General features: G+C 45.1%; 20 protein-coding genes. 14 read left to right on the forward strand and 6 right to left on the reverse strand.

Annotation, left to right across the window (positions count from 1 at the left end; all coding sequences use genetic code 11):
• The first annotated feature begins 161 nt into the window (after positions 1 to 161).
• On the forward strand, positions 162 to 1787 hold the full coding sequence (locus tag BLV50_RS28980) for an ABC-F family ATP-binding cassette domain-containing protein (protein ID WP_063566590.1): 1626 nt from the start codon (positions 162 to 164) through the stop codon (positions 1785 to 1787).
• 167 nt (positions 1788 to 1954) lie between these two features.
• Here the strand turns inward: BLV50_RS28980 and BLV50_RS28985 are convergent, their stop codons facing one another.
• Positions 1955 to 2143 (reverse strand): hypothetical protein, encoded by a 189-nt coding sequence (locus BLV50_RS28985; protein WP_063566591.1) that lies wholly within the window; start codon positions 2141 to 2143, stop codon positions 1955 to 1957.
• A gap of 292 nt (positions 2144 to 2435) precedes the next feature.
• Here BLV50_RS28985 and BLV50_RS28990 point away from each other — a divergent pair, with 292 nt between their 5' ends.
• A complete protein-coding gene (locus BLV50_RS28990) occupies positions 2436 to 3326 on the forward strand; it encodes a cation diffusion facilitator family transporter (protein ID WP_063566592.1) in 891 nt (296 codons plus the stop codon).
• A 105-nt stretch (positions 3327 to 3431) separates the two neighbouring features.
• On the opposite strand, the gene BLV50_RS28995 is transcribed toward BLV50_RS28990, so the two are convergent.
• Both BLV50_RS28995 and BLV50_RS29000 read right to left on the reverse strand, forming a co-directional pair.
• Entirely contained in the window at positions 3432 to 3935 is a 504-nt protein-coding gene (locus BLV50_RS28995) for a hypothetical protein (RefSeq protein ID WP_090811393.1), read from the reverse strand.
• A gap of 398 nt (positions 3936 to 4333) precedes the next feature.
• Entirely contained in the window at positions 4334 to 4498 is a 165-nt protein-coding gene (locus tag BLV50_RS29000) for a DUF1328 domain-containing protein (RefSeq protein WP_017692264.1), read from the reverse strand.
• Positions 4499 to 4717: 219 nt separating this feature from the next.
• On the opposite strand from BLV50_RS29000, the gene BLV50_RS29005 reads away from it, so the two are divergent.
• From BLV50_RS29005 to BLV50_RS29055, 12 genes are all read left to right on the forward strand, one after another.
• Complete coding sequence (locus BLV50_RS29005) at positions 4718 to 5230, forward strand: DUF948 domain-containing protein (protein WP_063566593.1); 513 nt, start codon at positions 4718 to 4720, stop codon at positions 5228 to 5230.
• A 66-nt stretch (positions 5231 to 5296) separates the two neighbouring features.
• Positions 5297 to 5830, forward strand: coding sequence for a hypothetical protein (locus BLV50_RS29010; RefSeq protein WP_090811395.1), 534 nt, complete (start codon positions 5297 to 5299; stop codon positions 5828 to 5830).
• 93 nt (positions 5831 to 5923) lie between these two features.
• Positions 5924 to 6268 carry a YflT domain-containing protein gene (locus tag BLV50_RS29015; RefSeq protein ID WP_064640589.1) on the forward strand — a complete coding sequence of 115 codons (345 nt, stop codon included), beginning with the start codon at positions 5924 to 5926 and terminating at the stop codon, positions 6266 to 6268.
• Positions 6269 to 6307: 39 nt separating this feature from the next.
• Positions 6308 to 6475: a hypothetical protein gene (locus BLV50_RS33240; RefSeq protein WP_218135449.1), complete on the forward strand. Its 168-nt coding sequence runs from the start codon at positions 6308 to 6310 to the stop codon at positions 6473 to 6475.
• A 184-nt stretch (positions 6476 to 6659) separates the two neighbouring features.
• Entirely contained in the window at positions 6660 to 7829 is a 1170-nt protein-coding gene (locus BLV50_RS29020; protein WP_063566596.1) for a PP2C family protein-serine/threonine phosphatase, read from the forward strand.
• Positions 7826 to 11545: a response regulator gene (locus BLV50_RS29025; RefSeq protein WP_090811397.1), complete on the forward strand. Its 3720-nt coding sequence runs from the start codon at positions 7826 to 7828 to the stop codon at positions 11543 to 11545. Before BLV50_RS29020 ends, BLV50_RS29025 begins: the two co-directional genes overlap by 4 nt.
• A gap of 71 nt (positions 11546 to 11616) precedes the next feature.
• Positions 11617 to 12489 (forward strand): CheR family methyltransferase, encoded by an 873-nt coding sequence (locus BLV50_RS29030; protein WP_063566598.1) that lies wholly within the window; start codon positions 11617 to 11619, stop codon positions 12487 to 12489.
• A 16-nt stretch (positions 12490 to 12505) separates the two neighbouring features.
• Positions 12506 to 14182, forward strand: coding sequence for a response regulator (locus tag BLV50_RS29035; RefSeq protein WP_072735551.1), 1677 nt, complete (start codon positions 12506 to 12508; stop codon positions 14180 to 14182).
• A gap of 86 nt (positions 14183 to 14268) precedes the next feature.
• Entirely contained in the window at positions 14269 to 14607 is a 339-nt protein-coding gene (locus BLV50_RS29040; protein ID WP_063566600.1) for an STAS domain-containing protein, read from the forward strand.
• Positions 14608 to 14625: 18 nt separating this feature from the next.
• Positions 14626 to 15078: an anti-sigma B factor RsbW gene (rsbW, locus tag BLV50_RS29045; protein ID WP_063566601.1), complete on the forward strand. Its 453-nt coding sequence runs from the start codon at positions 14626 to 14628 to the stop codon at positions 15076 to 15078.
• Positions 15075 to 15848 (forward strand): sigma-70 family RNA polymerase sigma factor, encoded by a 774-nt coding sequence (locus BLV50_RS29050; RefSeq protein WP_024631358.1) that lies wholly within the window; start codon positions 15075 to 15077, stop codon positions 15846 to 15848. Before rsbW ends, BLV50_RS29050 begins: the two co-directional genes overlap by 4 nt.
• Before the next feature lie 129 nt (positions 15849 to 15977).
• Positions 15978 to 17006 (forward strand): magnesium transporter CorA family protein, encoded by a 1029-nt coding sequence (locus tag BLV50_RS29055; RefSeq protein ID WP_240321509.1) that lies wholly within the window; start codon positions 15978 to 15980, stop codon positions 17004 to 17006.
• 25 nt (positions 17007 to 17031) lie between these two features.
• On the opposite strand, the gene BLV50_RS29060 is transcribed toward BLV50_RS29055, so the two are convergent.
• From BLV50_RS29060 to BLV50_RS29070, 3 genes are all read right to left on the reverse strand, one after another.
• Positions 17032 to 17397 carry a DUF5665 domain-containing protein gene (locus BLV50_RS29060; protein ID WP_082935221.1) on the reverse strand — a complete coding sequence of 122 codons (366 nt, stop codon included), beginning with the start codon at positions 17395 to 17397 and terminating at the stop codon, positions 17032 to 17034.
• Between the two features lie 81 nt (positions 17398 to 17478).
• Positions 17479 to 17886 carry a YtxH domain-containing protein gene (locus BLV50_RS29065; RefSeq protein WP_063566603.1) on the reverse strand — a complete coding sequence of 136 codons (408 nt, stop codon included), beginning with the start codon at positions 17884 to 17886 and terminating at the stop codon, positions 17479 to 17481.
• Between the two features lie 65 nt (positions 17887 to 17951).
• Positions 17952 to 18209 carry a GlsB/YeaQ/YmgE family stress response membrane protein gene (locus BLV50_RS29070; RefSeq protein ID WP_063566604.1) on the reverse strand — a complete coding sequence of 86 codons (258 nt, stop codon included), beginning with the start codon at positions 18207 to 18209 and terminating at the stop codon, positions 17952 to 17954.
• Positions 18210 to 18231 lie beyond the last annotated feature (22 nt).

Here is an 18231-nt window from a genome sequence, read left to right on the forward strand (position 1 = left end):
ACCAAATCTTTAACGAGTAAAAAGCGGCCAATTTTCGAATTTGCCGCTTTTTTGTGTTATAATATGGTGCCAGAATAGGCATCGGGATATTGAATCCAAGATTAATGCAAGTTGCTATTCATGCAGTATGCAGATTAATAAATAAAGGATGGTAATGCTTAATGATCAGTACAAGCGGCATCACGCTTCGCTACGGAAAACGTGCACTCTTTGAAGATGTGAATATCAAATTCACACCAGGCAACTGTTACGGCCTGATCGGCGCCAATGGAGCCGGCAAATCAACATTTTTGAAAATTTTGTCCGGTGAAATCGAATCGAACTCGGGAGAGGTGCACATCACCCCGGGCGAACGCATGGCCGTATTGAAGCAAAACCACTTCGAATATGATGAATATCAAGTGCTCGAAACGGTTATTATGGGCCACAGTCGCCTCTATGCCATTATGAAAGAGAAAGATACGCTGTATGCCAAAGCGGACTTCACTGAAGAAGACGGCCTGCGTGCCGGAGAGCTTGAAGGCGAGTTTGCTGAGCTGAACGGTTGGGATGCTGAGCCGGATGCAGCGGCACTCTTGATCGGTCTGGGTATCGATCGTGATATGCATGAGAAGAAAATGGTTGAACTGAGCGGTAACGAAAAAGTTCGTGTCCTGCTTGCACAAGCCTTGTTTGGTCGTCCAAACAACCTGTTGCTCGATGAGCCTACCAACCACTTGGATCTCGAATCCATTCAATGGCTGGAAAACTTCCTCATGGACTATGAAGGTACCGTTATTGTAGTATCCCATGACCGTCACTTCCTGAACAAAGTATGTACACACATTGCAGATATTGATTTCGGTAAAATCCAGCTGTACGTAGGTAACTACGATTTCTGGTATGAATCCAGCCAATTGGCACTTGCTTTGCAACGTGATGCTAATAAGAAAAAAGAAGAGAAGATTAAAGACTTGCAAGCCTTTATTCAACGCTTCTCGGCGAATGCTTCCAAATCGAAGCAAGCGACCTCCCGGAAGAAACAACTCGACAAAATCACGTTGGATGATCTTCGTCCATCGAACCGGAAATATCCGTTTATCAACTTCAAGCCTGAGCGTGAAGCGGGTAAACAATTGTTGACCGTTGACCGTATCAACAAAACAATTGATGGTGTGAATATGCTGAATGATCTCAGCTTTGTGGTGAATAAAGGGGATAAGATTGCCTTTGTTGGCCCGAACGGTAATGCCAAATCATTGTTGTTTGATATCCTTATGGGTGAAACAGAAGCGGATAGTGGTGAATACACTTGGGGTATTACTACAACTCAAGCTTATTTCCCGAAAGACAACTCCAAATATTTTGACGGCGTAGATATGAGTCTCGTGGATTGGCTTCGTCAATATTCCAAAGATCAGGATGAAACGTACCTGCGTGGATTCTTGGGTCGTATGTTGTTCTCAGGCGAGGAATCCCTGAAAAAAGCAAGTGTACTCTCCGGGGGAGAGAAAGTTCGTTGTATGCTGGCGAAAATGATGCAAACAGGCGCTAACGCTCTGATTCTAGATGAGCCAACGAACCACTTGGATCTGGAGTCCATTACCGCACTGAACAACGGTATGATTGATTTTGACGGCACCATGCTGTTTACATCCCATGACCATCAGTTCATTCAAACCATCGCTAACCGGATTATTGAAATCACGCCAAACGGCGTTATTGATCGCCAAATGAGCTATGATGAGTACCTGGAAAGTGACGAAATTAAAGAATTGCGTAACAAAATGTATCCGGTAGAAGCTTAAGATAAGCTATTCAGGCTACATTGAGAATGGTTAACGTAGTTAACTGTACGTTTTTATAAAAGATAAAAAGAACCGCAAGCTCTCCAGAGGAGGCTTGCGGTTCTTTTTTGGTCATACAGGGTGATCCTGTAACCATAGAAACATCTCATACAAGAGCTTCTTGCGGTCTAGGATCCGCCAGTACGGCGGCGCTGATTGTTAGGCTTTTTGTTGTTTTGGCTCTTCATTGCTTTAGGGCCGCCTTCAAAATAGGCACTGGATTGGTTACCGGTGTTTGCCTGTTCTTTCTTCTGTGCCAGTTTCTGGCGTATGGCATCCTGCAAACTGACCTTTTTCGGTTCGTTATTATCGCTCATCGTTATTTCCCTCCCGGTCTTACAGTAAGCCGTCCAAATTGGACGGGATGTACTCATTTTATACGTTTTACAAAAGCCCCACAAGGGCAACCTGATAAAATGCTGAAAACCTTCACTTTTTTGACTGAGCCAACATTTTTTCTCTTCACCTACAGCCCTGCGGTCTGGCAACTTTGTTTCGGCTTCCCTACAGCAATGCAGCTTGGCAACACTGTTTCTATAGACCCACACAGTACGCATTTGGTAACATGGAACAACCGTAATACGAAACGTTAAAGGAGTGTCGCCCGGTTTGAACGCCTACGAAGAAATACGCAAAGGAGAGCGCGGGGCTTGGGTCAGTATTGTGGCCTATCTGGTCTTGTCTGCTTTTAAATTGATCTGCGGATATTTGTTTGCTTCCAGCGCTTTGCTGGCGGATGGTTTTAATAACCTTACAGATATTGTTGCGTCGGTTGCTGTATTGATCGGACTTCGCATATCCCAGAAGCCACCTGATTCCGATCATGCCTATGGTCACTTTAGAGCGGAAACAGTCGCTGCCCTAATTGCTTCATTTATTATGGCCATGGTTGGCCTGCAGGTATTGGTTGAAGCAGTTCGTTCCTGGTATGAAGGAAACTTTGTAGCACCAAATCTGTGGTCAGCAGCAGTTGCCGTTGTCTGTGCGCTGGTAATGCTGGGCGTATATCGTTACAATCATCGTCTTGCCAAACAAATTAACAGTCAGGCCCTGATGGCTGCGGCCAAAGATAATCGTTCGGATGCCTGGGTCAGCATAGGGGCTGCGATCGGGATCATCGGTGCACAATTTGGCCTTCCTTGGTTGGACAAAGTAGCTGCAATTGCTGTAGGTCTGTTGATTTGTAAAACAGCTTGGGAGATTTTCCGTGATTCAACACATCGTCTGACAGACGGATTTGATCAGAAAGAACTGACAGACCTAAGATCCTCTGTGGCGCGGGTTCCTGGTGTGGAAATGATCAAGGACGTGAAGGCGCGTGTGCACGGCAGTCATGTACTGGTGGATGTGGTTATTGAGGTGGATGGAGGACTGAGCCTGATCGAAGGTCATCAGATCTGTGACCGGGTCGAAGAGCGCTTGAAACGTTCACATAACATTATGCACGTACATGTGCATGTGGAGCCGAAGATGGAAGAAGGAACGACGGAAAGTCCTTGAAATGGGTAGGGACAAACCGGAAATAAGCGCATTTTCAAATGATAAGAGGACAGCCGCTGCCTGCGTGCTGTCCTCTTTACTTATCGTTAGAACGATTATACGATACTATTGAATAGCAACGTGGATCCAAGCTTTACCTTTCCATGTATACACTTGTACCCATTGACCACCATCGAATCCATCTACAACTTCACCTGTCGTATCAATGACTTGGGAACCCAGTGCACCGATTGGTTTGCCATTAGGTGCATCGTAGAACCATGTGCGCTCCAACAGGTTGAGCAGCATTGTAGGGACCAGAACCTCATCTCCTGCTTTCACAACAGGCTCATCAAAGATTTTGTCATCCTTTGTTGAAGTTGTTGTTTCAGTAGTCGTTGAAGTACCTTCTGTACCCGTTGTGTCTACTGTTGTGCCAGTTACGGTCTCAGCTGTGCCTTCTACAGTGTCTACAGCAGGTTTGTTCACTTCAACAGCTGGCGTTGTTGTGGTTGAAGGAGTTCCTGTTTCTGGAGCTACCGTTCCGGTAACCGCTTCCTCAGCACCTGCGGCAGCAGCCATGGATCCCATCAAAGTCAGAGCAGCGGCAAAACTTACGATTTTTTTCATTTGTTTTTCCTCCTCGGTTAGGTATGTAGTTTGTTGTCCTGTGTTAAAAGTAACCAAGCAAGCTCACTTGTGAATCACAAATTATAACAATATTTTCTTGGATTCTCCAGTGTCAACTGGAGCATATGTGGGTATAAGGAGAGCCTGTAAATATCATACTTCGGTGGGAGAAAACCGGGTTGGCTATGTCATAATGGTCCTGTTTTTATGATGTAATCGGGGAGAAGCGATGAATAGACCAGAAGGGAGCGTAATACATAATAGAGAGAAGTCGTAATGTGCTTGGGGAAGAATTGTTGCAAAAAAAGATATTATGAACGCACAAAAGCCTACCGGCTTTTGCAAGCGCGATAGGCTTTTGTATGTATCGAGTGCTGTTCATAATTGGGAAGCCCTATTCATCGCATTCGACTGCGTCCCGTAATCAGGGAGATGACGAACAGTACAACAAAGATGAAGAAGAGTACTTTGGCAATCGAAGCAGCTGCTTCAACAATACCGAAGAATCCGAAAATACCTGCAACAAGAGCAATAATTAGAAATAGTACCGACCATTTCAACATGTGTATCATCCTTTCGTTTATAGAACTTGGTAGCGAGAAGTGTTCGTCTCACTGCCGTGTGTAGTTGTTCTTTAACCGAGGCCTTTAGGGTTGAAACATTGCGATATTTTACCAGGAGGAGTTGTTTTTACAGTTCATATCCTATTTGTTTCGCCTCGGAATGGGTCGGGTAACTAAGCAATAACAAAACCGATTTATACTGGAAAGTGAGGTTCTTTTATGATCTATCAAATTAGTGTGGCTTTAATTGCAATTGCATTTGCAGTACTTGTATTCTTTTTAATTCGTACCTTGAAGTCCGCTCAGGGTTCACTCGACAATGTGTCACAGACACTGCAGGAAGTTCAGAAGACCATTGATGAGCTTAGTTATGAAGTTAAACAGACGGTAAGGCATGCCAATGATATTACAGTTGATGTGCAGCACAAAATGAAACAAATTGATCCTGTTATGGAATCTGTACAGAATCTGGGTGAAGTGCTGAACGAAGTGACGGAAGCAGCAAAGCAGGTGTCATCCACTTTGATGGCCAAGTTTCAGACGAAACGCAGCAGCACTGAACAGAACAAACGTTCAGAAGTAGCGAATGTAGTACAGACGCCGCCTGCTACACCGACAGATCGGACACTGCAATCCTATGAAGCTACATATCATGATGATGCCAAAGGCGGAAAAGGCTGGCTGAAATATGTGGATGTAGCCGCTAATGTATGGCAACGTATGCGGAAATAGCATGACCGTTTTGTAATGAATAGAAGTCTTCAGAGCGGTGATGAACCTGATGAAAGGGTGAGAATCATGATGAAACTACTGCTTGTTATGTTTAGCGTAATTTCTCCCTTTTCCGTTCAACCGGCAGCGGTACCCGCTGCTCATGATATGCAATGGACGGTAGTGGAAGAGGAGACACCAGAGATCATTCTGGCTGCTGATCGATCCGGACCTGTCCAGCACTTTCGGACTCTGAATGACATTTCTCTGGATGACAGCATAAATGATATTTTAGCCAATAAAGGCAAACCGGTTCATAAGGAACTTGATCCATACCTGGGTTGCCCTGAGTATCAATTCAAAGATGTAACGGTTGGGCTCTGCGAAGATACAGGAGTGGTCAATTATGTGCATATTGATGCTTCCGAGAAACGTCTGAAGCTTAATCAGGAATGGATTGATATGAATATTGAGGCCATTCGAGATATTTTGGGCAAGCCGTATTATGTAGCAGAGGATGGAGAAGTATTTCTTCGAGGAAGTCAGGCGCTGAAAGTATATATGAAGCCAGGTTCCAATCATATTGAAGGAATAGACCTCTTTGATGAATCGGTTTCCTAGGATTGGTTAATCCAGAAACGTTTCAACCCGATATCGTATGGTTATATACTAAGTAGCTCGATAAAGAAGAATAATCAGAGGAGAGTGGAAACGATGAATTCAACCAATGCGCAAGCTTATGCAAAAGTGGTAGAAAACGGAGTCCAAGCGGTAGAAGCGGTGAAAGAATTGCAGATTACCGGATACCTTGCTGATCATATCTTCGTTCTAGCCCATGAAAAGGATCGTACAGATCGGATTGCCGATACGGCAGATGCCAAAGAGATTGGCATCAAGGAAGAAGGCGTATTTGATTCCTTGGCGAATCTGTTCCGCTCCCGCGGTGATGAACTCCGGGCCAAAATTGTTTCGATGGGCTTCACCGAAGCTGAGGCAGATTTTTACGAGAGTGAACTCGATAAAGGCAAAGTACTTGTGATTGCCAAAAAGAAAGAATAGCTTAGCCGATACAAACACGTAAGCTGGAGCCTTCTGAGAATGGACAAGCTTCAGAACCAAGTATTTTGCATCATTCAAAAGAGCTTTCAAGTTAATGACGCAGAATGCTTAACCAAAAACATAGATAAGGAATGGGGATATCCCCATTCCTTATCTATGTTTTTGCAAGTTTGGAAGCGGGATCAGGACGCAGCAAAAACAGGGTAACAAGCGGGTGAATTCTCCTGCGATGGTGCCATTTACTGATAGAAGTTTTTTGATAATACGATTATAGTTATACTAGGAATTATTATGTCTACCGCTGTGTTGTATGCGAAAATTGTATAATTAAGGTTGTTAGATGACCTGATAAGAATCGACAAACCCGGACGCCACAGATAAGGAGATAGAAATGAGAATACTTATTGTTGACGACAATCCGACGAATGTCATTATCATTCGAGAAATTCTGAAAAAAGAAAACTATCGTGACATTGTAACGGCAAGTTCTGCCATGGAGATGTTTGAAGTCCTTGGGATAGGTGAGGAAAACAATGAACTTCGTCCCAAGCCGTCGGATATTGACCTGATTTTGCTAGATATGATGATGCCAGAGATGGATGGAATCGAAGCATGCAGTATTGTGCAGAAATTTGAAAATCTCAAGGATATACCCATTATTATGGTAACCGCGATTGGAGATTCCAAGAAATTGGCTGAGGCGCTGGATGCAGGTGCATCCGATTATGTGACCAAACCTATTAACAAAGTCGAACTGATGGCTAGAATCCGTCTTGCGCTTCGTCTGAAACAAGAGAAGGATTGGCATAAAGAGCGGGATCAGCGGATTCAGGATGAACTGAAACTTGCGGCTATGGTACAGAATGCTGTGTTAAGCCCTGCTATTGAAGATCCATTGTTCCACGTTAATGCTATTTACAAACCTTCGTTTGAACTTGCGGGTGATCTGTATTCGTGGTACCCGCTTGGTGAAGGCAGATATGGAGTCCTATTGCTGGATATGATGGGGCATGGGATATCTTCATCCCTATTTACCATGTTCATTGCTTCCGTGCTGAAAGACACCGTTACAACGTATGTAGACCCGGAGAAGGTTATTCAGGAGCTGAATCGTCGCTTTAATCAGTTGCATCTGGAAAAACAGCTGGTGCAGTACTATTTTACAGCGATATATCTGGTCGTAGATACACGAATGAAGCGAATTGATTATGTTAACGCGGGTCACCCGCCAGCACTCTTTTTCCGCCAGGACGGAAGTGTGACAACGCTTGACAGCGTCTGCTGTCCTGTAGGCCTGTTCGACAAGATGGATATTGAACCACAGACCATTCACTATGAAGGCGAGGGGCATATCGCCCTTTATACGGATGGTTTGACTGAAGCCGTCCAGGGTGATCAGGAAATGCAGCAGGCATTTTTGAAGGAAAAACTGGCGGGTTCCCATCAGTGGGATGAAGCGGCCATGCAGGCGTTGTTCTTCGATGATGAGATTCCGCAGGAGCGGGATGATGATAAATGTTTGGTATGGATTACCTTAAATAAAGGGGTCGAAGCTGAATGAAGATCAGAAATAAACTGCTGATTGGCTTTACAGCTCTGATGGCCATTATGATTGTGCTTACGTTTGTGAGTTACGAACGGCTGAACAGCAGCAATAAACAGATCGATCAGATGTATCAGGAGCGATACCTCAAAGTCAGATATACTTCTGCTGCACGTGGAGAGGTCAATGATATAGCCAAAGTGCTGGCTAACTTGTTGCTGAATCCCAACAATTCGATAAGTGCTGCAGACGGCGATTTGAAGGAGATGCAGAAAAAAGGCGAAGGCTACCTTGAGGAAGTGCGGGATCGGGCGGACAGCGCACCAGAGCATCAACTGGTGGATCGTGTGAATACGGCCTGGGAAGCTTATAATGCTTATGCTGAAAGACAGGTCAGTTTGATGTCTCAGAATCGGGCAGAGGATGCCAATAACTACCGGAACTCAATCGGTTTGGCAGTGCAAAAGGAAGCTGTAGACAGCCTGAATGCCCTATCCCGTTATCAGGACCAGGAGATAGATACCGAGATTAAGGATGCGAACGCAGCCTATATGCGCGCGGTACAAATTACAGTAGCCATCATGATTGCCGGATTACTACTCGCGTTGGGTGTCATTATGTGGGTGCTGCCAAGTATTACACGCGGTCTGAATACCGTGTCCATGATGATTACCAGTTTTGGCAAAGGGCGTTATCGAACCATTCGCCGCATACAGGTGAAGTCTACCGACGAGATTGGTCAGATTGCCAGTGTGTTCAAGGATGTATCCAATGATTTGGAAGAAAAACTGGAAGTCGAGAAAGCTTATTTACAAGCACAGCAAGATCAGAATTGGATGAGTTCGAACATTGCTAGAGTTCCAGAATTGTTGCGGGGTATAGGGTCGATTCGTCAGATCTCGCAGATGTTTATCAGCGAATTTACACCTGTGCTTGGAGCTCAACTAGGTGTCGTATACCTGATCGATGAAGAGAAACATCCAGACGAACTGAGACGTTATGGGGCTTATGCGTTTGAAGAAAATGAAGATGTTGGCAAAGAGGTTTACCGTATCGGCGAGGGGTTAATTGGTCAAGCCGCATTGGATATGACACCAATCATTCTGGAAAAAACTCCAGAGGATTATGTGAACATCGGATCAGCAACGGGATCATCGCGTGCTTCTGGTGTGATGATCTATCCTGTCGTATTTGAGGATGAACTGATTGGCGTTGTCGAATTGGCTTCGTTTGAAGGGTTCACGAATCTGCATACACAGTTGTTCTCACAACTGATTATGAATTTGGGCGTTATTCTTAACAACGTTCGTCGTCGTTTGCGGGTGGAGGAATTGCTGCGTGAATCCCAGGCGCTCACTGAGGAATTGCAGGTGCAATCCGAAGAGCTACAGACACAGCAAGAGGAGCTGCGCCGTTCGAATGAGAATCTGGAAGAACAGACGGGAGCTCTCAAACGTTCTGAAGAGCTGTTACAGCGTCAACAGGAAGAATTGGAGCACTTCAATACTGAGCTGATTGCCAAGACTCGTGCACTGGAAGAACAGGTACGTGAAGTGGAAGAGAAGAACGACGAGATTGAGAAAACCAAAACTCAGTTGGAACAGCAAGCCATGCAATTGTCGATGACGAGTAAGTACAAGTCAGAATTTTTGGCAAATATGTCGCATGAATTGCGCACACCACTTAACAGTCTTCTGATTCTGTCCCAATTGTTATCGGAGAATAAGGATGGAAACCTGAGTGTTAAACAGCAGGAATATGCGCAGACCATCTATATGTCCGGTGCGGACTTGCTGAAAATGATTGATGAAATTTTGGATCTGTCCAAGGTGGATGCAGGCAAAATGGATATCAATTACGAAACGGTGCGAATGGAAGAACTGACCAGCTTTGTTCAACAAAATTTTGGTCCAATGGCGAATAAAAAAGAACTCAACCTGAACATTGAGTTCGACAGCAATTTGCCGGAATGGGTATATACCGACAGCCACCGCGTCAAGCAAATTTTGCGGAATCTGTTGTCGAACGCGTTCAAGTTTACGAACCGTGGATCTGTAAGCCTGATTGGGCGGAAGATGAAAATGGAAGAGCTTCCTGGGTACCTGAATACGAACCAGGAATATGTAGGCTTCACCGTGAAGGATACCGGGATTGGAATTCCATCGGACAAGACGGATCTGATCTTTGAAGCATTCCAGCAGGTGGACGGTACAACCAGCCGCAAATATGGTGGAACGGGTCTGGGATTGTCCATAAGTCGCGAACTTGCCCGCCTGCTTGGAGGAGCTATTCAGGTAGAGTCTTCCGAAGGTGTGGGCAGTAGCTTTACCTTGTTCCTGCCGGATAATCACGAAGAGGAGGTTCAGGTGGACGATGTAGCAAGAGAAGCCGCTGCTACTTCTGAGATTGAAAACTTCGGAAGAGACTCACAGACGATGCGTTCAGGCAGACAGAGCTTGCTGACACCTGATACGGAAAGCATTTCAATTATGGAGCTGCCTCAATCCGACTCCCCTGTACCTGTACAATTGGAGGATGATCAGGAAAACCTCTTGGAAGGTGACAAGATTCTCCTCATCATTGAGGACGATGTGAATTTTGCGCACATTTTGATGGATATGGCGAGAGGCAGAGGATTTAAGGCTATTGTGGCGCTTCAGGGAGACATAGGACTCGAAATGGCCCGTCAATATTTGCCGGATGCGATTATCCTCGATATCCAGTTGCCTGTGATGGATGGCTGGGCGATTCTGGGTGAGTTGAAAAGCAGCTCGGCCACACGTCATATCCCGGTACATGTCATCTCAGTTATTGATGATATGAAACAAGGTTTGATGATGGGAGCCATTGCTTATCTGAAAAAACCTTCCAGTAAAGATTCGCTGGATAAAGCTTTCTCGCATATCGAATCCTATACAGAGAATCAATTGAAACGCCTATTGATTGTGGAAGATGATGAAATACAGCGGAAAGCCATCATTGAACTGATTGGCCACGATGATGTTGCAATCACAGCAGTCTCCACTGGCAGTGAGGCCTTGAATGAATTGCATAGTCAACGCTATGATTGCATGGTTCTGGACTTGATGCTGACAGATATGACCGGATTCGAGCTGCTTGACCAGATTCGGGACGATCAGTACTTGAATGATCTTCCGATCATTATCTATACAGGCAAAGAGCTGGACAGCAAAGAAGAGATGAAGCTTCGCAAATATGCGGAGTCCATTATTATCAAAGACGTGAAGTCACCTGAACGTCTGCTCGATGAGACGACCTTGTTCTTGCACCGGGTAGAAGCTAACCTGCCGGAAGACAAGCGTCGAATTCTGCAGAAGCTGCATAATAAGGAAACCTTGTTTGAAGGCAAGAAAATATTGCTAGTAGATGATGACATCCGTAATGTATTTGCCCTTTCAAGCGTGCTTGAAGGCTATCGCATGGATGTGACATTTGCGGAGAACGGCCGTGAAGCTCTGGAGATTCTGGATAAGAACCCGGAGATTGATCTAGTATTAATGGATATGATGATGCCGGAGATGGACGGTTATGAGGCCATGACACGGATCAGACAGATACCGAAGTTTGAAAAATTGCCAATTATCGCCTTAACCGCAAAAGCCATGAAAGAGGATCGTGGCAAGTGTATCGAGGCTGGAGCGTCCGATTATGTAAAAAAACCGATCCAAACGGATCAATTGTTATCCCTAATGCGGGTATGGCTGTATTCGTAACCCGATAGTTTGGGTAATGAAGGACAATACATCTATTACGCAAGTAACAAATGAAGAAGTGGAGAGAAGATATGACACCGTGGGAACCTACCGAGGCGGAGGCAGAATCGATCCGCATGCCGCAAGATGAAGAGCGTGAACTGATCGAGATCGAGTTGCTATTGGAAGGTATGCACCGTTTATATGGATATGATTTCAGGAACTACGCGTTACCGTCGTTAAGACGTAGAATCTGGCATTATGTACATGCCGAAGGACTAAAGACCATTTCAGGTTTACAGGAAAAAGTGCTTCATGACCGTTCTGCATTTGATCGTTTTGTACAGAATCTGTCCATCCCTGTAACAGAAATGTTTCGTGATCCAACCTTGTTTCGGTTCTTTCGGGAACAGATTATTCCTGTACTGAGGACTTATCCATACATCCGGATATGGCATGCTGGCTGTTCTACAGGAGAGGAAGTCTATTCCATGGCGATTATGCTGCATGAGGAAGGACTATACGACAAGGCAAGAATATACGCAACAGATATGAATGATCGCTCATTGCAGCAGGCCAAGGAAGGCGTATATGGCATTGAGAAAATGAAATTATATACTACAAATTATCTGGAAGCCGGGGGCACCCGCGCTTTCTCGGAGTATTACACTGCGAAATATAATTCCGTTATATTTCATCCTTATTTACGGAAAAATATTATTTTTGCCGAACATAATTTGGCAACAGACCGGTCATTTAACGAGTTTAATGTGATTTTTTGCCGCAATGTCATGATTTATTTCAATGATGAATTGCGAAACCATGTGCACGGACTTTTTCATGAAAGTTTGAGCCACTTCGGCATCCTTGTTCTGGGATCTAAAGAATCGATACATTTTACGGAATTCAGCGATGCCTACGAGCCGTTAGACCGGACGGAAAAAATATACCGGAAGATTAAATAGGGGGTTAAGCTTAGTCATGGGGCTCAATGAACCAATCCACATATTATTGGTAGATGACCGCCCCGAGAACCTGCTCGCTCTCGAAGCGGTTCTGGAATCGGAACAGTACAAGCTCGTCAAGGCAACCTCCGGGGAAGAGGCACTTCGCTGTTTGCTGAAAGACGAATTTGCGGTCATTGTGCTGGATGTGCAGATGCCTGGGATGGACGGAATTGAGACAGCAAAGTTAATCAAGGCGCGTGACAAGTCCAAGGACGTGCCGATTATTTTCATCTCTGCAAATAGCAGAGAGGCAGAGCACTTATTTGCAGGTTATTCCGCAGGAGCCATTGATTATATGGTCAAGCCGTTTATCCCTCAAATTTTGAAATCCAAAATCGAGGGCTTTGTAGAAATGTTTATCACGAATAAACGTTTGAAAACACAGACGATGCTGCTGCATCAGAAGACGCAGGAACTGGAGAAAATGAACCAGCAGCTCGTTCAGGCCAAAGAGGAAGCGGAAATTGCTGCAAATGCGAAGACCGAGTTCCTTGCCATGATGAGTCATGAGATTCGTACGCCGATGAATGGCGTTATCGGTATGGTTGATCTGTTGATGGAAACGGATCTGAAGGAAGATCAGAAGGAATACGCGGACATTGTACGTCGTAGTGCCGATGCACTCGTTACGGTGATTAACGATATCCTCGATTTCACCAAGATGGAATCCGGCAAAATGGAGCTGGAAGAGCATCCGTTCGAACTTGTGTCCTGTATACGTGAAGTACTGAGACTCTTCGCGGTTGAAGCTGGCAAAAAGAATATTGAGCTGGAATATTTCCTGGAAGATTCGGTACCCGAACTGATCTATGGAGATATGGCAAGGCTGCGCCAGGTTTTATTGAATCTGATTGCCAATGCCATCAAGTTCACGGACCATGGCGGCGTGTATCTGATCGTATCCGTTAATGAGGAAAAAGACGGGCGAATGACGCTGGAGTTTGCTGTAAAAGATACAGGGATAGGCATAGCGCCAGACAAAGTTGATCGTCTGTTCCAGCCGTTTTCCCAACTGGATACATCCATGACGCGTAAGTATGGTGGAACGGGTCTGGGGCTGGCTATATGCAAAACGCTCGTTGAAATGATGGGTGGAAAGATATATCTGGATACGTCGGAGCTGCGTGGTGCTACGTTTGTATTTACCATTCAAGCGCAGCGGTATGTCGAGACTGAGCTGACCACAGGTATGGGGGAAGATCAGCTTACGGACATTAAAAAAAATTATGAAATGCATCCAAGCGTATTAATCGTCGATGATCATCCTATTAATCAGAAACTAATGTCTATTATGCTGGGCAAGCTTGGACTCGTCGCAGATATCGCCGAAGATGGCAAGAAGGCGCTGGAGATGGTTTTGGCGAATCGCAATTATGATTATATATTTATGGATTTGCAAATGCCCGTGATGGATGGATTGGAGTGTACTCGCAGAATTCGTGAGAGCCTTCCTCAAGACCAGCAGCCAATTATTGTAGCGATGACCGCCAATGTCATGGATGGTATTCAGCAGCGATGTTCCACTGTAGGTATGGACGATTACATCAGTAAACCTGTGAAAATGGGCAATGTGAAACAGAAGTTGTCCCGATTTCAGGAAGAAAGACAAGGGTTCAAATCCAACGCATCGGCCATAAATCAGGCGAATTGAAATATTTGCTAATTCGATTACTGTTTCATATGTGCTGTAGATGGGTTATTAGGTAAAGAAACCATTGATCAGGAGAGAGATGTCTAATGAATACAAATAAAAATGAAAAATTCAATGCAAGAACAGAAACACTTGATGGCGTGTGCACGGTGTATCTGACTGGCGAACTGGATTTGTCGGTTGCTCCTGAATTCCGTTTAGTGATGGAGCCGCTTGTGGACAACAAGGAACAAGATTTGATTATTAACATGCAAGACTTGAAGTACATCGATAGTACAGGGATTGGTATCCTGTTATCTGTTCTGAAAGCACGGCATGGAATGGAAGCTCGCTTTGAAGTACAGGAAGTTCCTGCGCAAATTCAGAAACTTTTTGATATGACGGGTATTGCCAAATTCTTTGTCTCACAGAAGAATTCCCAATAGGAAAGGATCGAAAAAGGAATGAATGCAGAAGTTCAAAGAGTCACCCTTAATTTACCGGCGACAGCTGATTACGTTGATATTGTAAGACTCAATCTTTATGGTGTTGCGTCCAAAATGGGATTTTCTTATGAGGACATTGAGGATATGAAGGTTGCTGTATCCGAGGCCTGTAATAACTCTGTACTGTATGCTTACTCACACGAAGGCGGCATGGTTGAGGTTGTGTTCGAAGTGGATAATGACACGCTGGCTATTACCGTCAAAGATGAAGGAGCCAGCTTCGAGAACATTAACCCGGCGGTATCCCGTGCAGGCCTTCATGACAAAGAACTGACAGATGCCCAAATCGGTGGACTTGGATTTTACCTGATGCAAGCTCTGATGGACGATGTCAGTGTGGAAAGTGAGACGGGCAAAGGTACGAAAGTAGTACTCGTAAAACGTCTTGCAAGAAGTGAGGAGAAAGTATGAATGAAAAAGTGACTCCCCCAGAGTCCATGTCTGAAGCAATAGGTTTGATCTGGGAATACCAGCAAACCCAGGATAACGAAATTGCAACAGTTCTTATCCGCAAATATGAACCGATGGTGAAGATGGCAGCAGGTAAAATTGCGCGGAACCGACCCGATCTGTACGAGGATTTGTATCAGACCGGGCAGATGGCCCTAATTCGTTTGCTCAAGCAATACGATATTAATCTGGGTATTCCGTTTGAACCTTATGCCATGAAGAGCATGATCGGTCATATGAAGAATTATTTAAGGGACAAGTCCTGGTATATTCAGGTGCCCCGTAGAATTAAGGAAAAGGGAGCACTTGTCCAGCATGCCATTGATGAATTGACAGTGAAGCTGGAGCGTTCACCAGGTGTGAACGAGATTGCTGAATACCTGGATTTAACCCCTGAGGAAACCATCGAAGTCTTGGCTGGTCGGGAATGTTACCACTATGTGTCACTGGATTCTCCGCTATCACAGGATGAGAGTGCAGCCACTTTGGGCGAACTAATCAGTTCTGATGTGAATGACTTCGATTCGGTTGAGAAGCGGATGGACTTGCAGCAGGCATTGGGACAATTGAAGGAACAGGAACAAAAAGTGCTTATTTTGGCATTTCAGGATGGTCAGTCGCAGCGGGCAATTGCTCAGAAATTGGGAGTATCCCAAATGAGTGTATCTCGTATCCAAAAGCGAGCCACTGAGAAATTAAAACAGATTATGTCGAATGCTTCATTATTATGAGATGTAGATCGGTGACGATATTGAGCACGGCATAGAGAAGGACACGTGATTCCAATGGAATGCATACGTGTCCTTTTTTTGGGATCAATGATTTTCTAATGAACAGTATGAATGCAGGAGTGGATGTTTGTGATTGTGGATAAAGTCAAGCTGGAAGCGCGTCGGGACAAGCTTACCTACTCAGACCATTGGGAGTGGTGGGATTGGGTTGCACCTGATCAGGAGAGTATGGCTGATGCCTTGGAGGAACTGACGAACGCATTTCCAGAAATGCAGTACTGGCTTCGCAAAATACCGGAGGTAGAGTCCAACTACCTGTCCGTCCGCTTCATGAACGGCACGGAGCCCGTGATATTCGGGTCATTATTATATGCGGTCAAGAATGAAAGAAACGATCCACGTAAAGATAATCAGATGTTTTTCTACGTGGATCAAGAAAGACTGGTTACCTTGAATGTAGATGATAATACCAGAGGTATTATGAATACAGGTGAACGTGCAGCCATGTTACAACAGTGCAGTGAAGCAAGGGACGGCATGTTTGTGCTCTTTCGCGCGATATTGCATTATTACCATGTGGGTATGGACCATTTTGAGATGAACCTGAGGGATTTGGAGCGGACGATGGAATCCCGCAATGCACGCACGTTGATGGATCAGATTCTTGCGGCTAGATTTGAGCTGCTGTATTGGAGTAACCTGTTCATTCCGTATTCCGAATTGATGGCTGCTGCCAGGGAAGCCTACCTGGATGAATTGAAAGAGAATCGCTTTTTCCAGCAGCTCCAGCACCGGATCGAACGGATGGAGCGTTTGTTCAAACATTATGAGACAGAGATTGATACATTGATCTCCATCGATAATGCCATTTCAGGGGTGCGGGGCAATGAGATTATGAAGACACTGACCCTTGTAACCTCGGTATTCACGCCCGCAACGGCTGCAGGAGCCATATGGGGAATGAACTTCGAGAATCTGCCTTGGATCGACAAAACATGGGGTGTTGTACTCGTCCTTGCGCTTATAATCATTAGCATGATCGGCATGTATGTATGGATGATGATGAAGGGCTGGACAGGGGATCTGCTCAAAGTGAAGTCTTCCCAGCCGTCGGCCAAAGAAACAGAGAAGCATGCCAATGGCAAACGAAGGCGATGACTTTGTCAGCCTCACCCTGTGCCTTTTATTTTTTATAATCTTCAATGTATCCCAGTAAGTCAGCAATATATTGTCCTACAATTGGCATGTTCACGAATTGACTGAGAATAAAAGCGAGCAGACCAAGAACGACGAAGGTCCCTACCGTCAAACCCAAACCACGTGCCATACCAGCGGTGAAGTTGGTAATGATACGTTTTTTGGGACTGCTGTAGTTTTCGATAATATCCTTGATTTGAGATTTTTCCAAACTGTCTGCAATCTGATCCAGACGAGTATTCAGACGTTTGACCTCATGTCGCAATTCAAAAGGGTGTTCTGTTGTATCATACTGTTGTGCGGGTTTTCCTCCGGTTATGGGCGTATTGCCGTTCATTGTGACTTTACTCATGTTCTTCCTCCTTTAATCTCGCCGTGGATAAAAAATAGCCAGCTGGAATACAGCTGGCTATTGGTCACTCGATCCAAAGCCTTACAGGCTGGTCGAGTTCAATTCTTTACGTGCATCTTCCTTCGCTTCTACAGAAGCGGTAGCCACTTCGTCCGACGCTTTGGATGCTTCATTCGCTACATCAGCGGAAGCTTTTCTTACGGAGTCCATAACGTCATTACGGCCTTGGTTTACCGTTTTTGCAATATCAGAAGTTTTGGAAGAGACCGTTTTAGCCAGTTCGGAAGCTTTATCACCGACAACCGCTGCAACTTCTTTTGTGCGATCTGTAACGATCCCCACTTTCTCGGAAAGGTCATCACGCAATTCGCGTCCTGGTTTAGGGGCAAAGAGTAGTGCTGCTGCTGCTCCCAGCAAACCTCCGATGAAAATACCTTTGGCGAAAGTGGAACCGCTTTGTACAGGATATTGTTCTTCTGCTTTATTCATGTCAAATCACTCCTTCTTCAAATTTAAGAAACGAATACGAAACAACGAACACCTTGTTGCACCGATCAGGCAGCCTGTCTGAACAGTCTGGACACAAGCCCCAGCAAAAAGACAAAGACTGCTGTTCCAATGATAGCAGGAATTACGGCAAAGTTACCGATGACCGGTCCCCAGTTACCAAGCAAGAGTGCTCCCAGCCAGGCTCCGGCAAATCCGGCAACCATTGCACCGATAATTCCTCCAGGCATGTTATGACCGGCAAGTGCATCACCGATTACACCGATAATGACTGCCATCACAATGCTGATAATAATACCCCACATAACAACCGCCTCCTTTGTACTT

This window comes from Paenibacillus sp. 276b, from assembly GCF_900107875.1.
GTDB classification, from domain to species: domain Bacteria; phylum Bacillota; class Bacilli; order Paenibacillales; family Paenibacillaceae; genus Paenibacillus; species Paenibacillus marchantiae.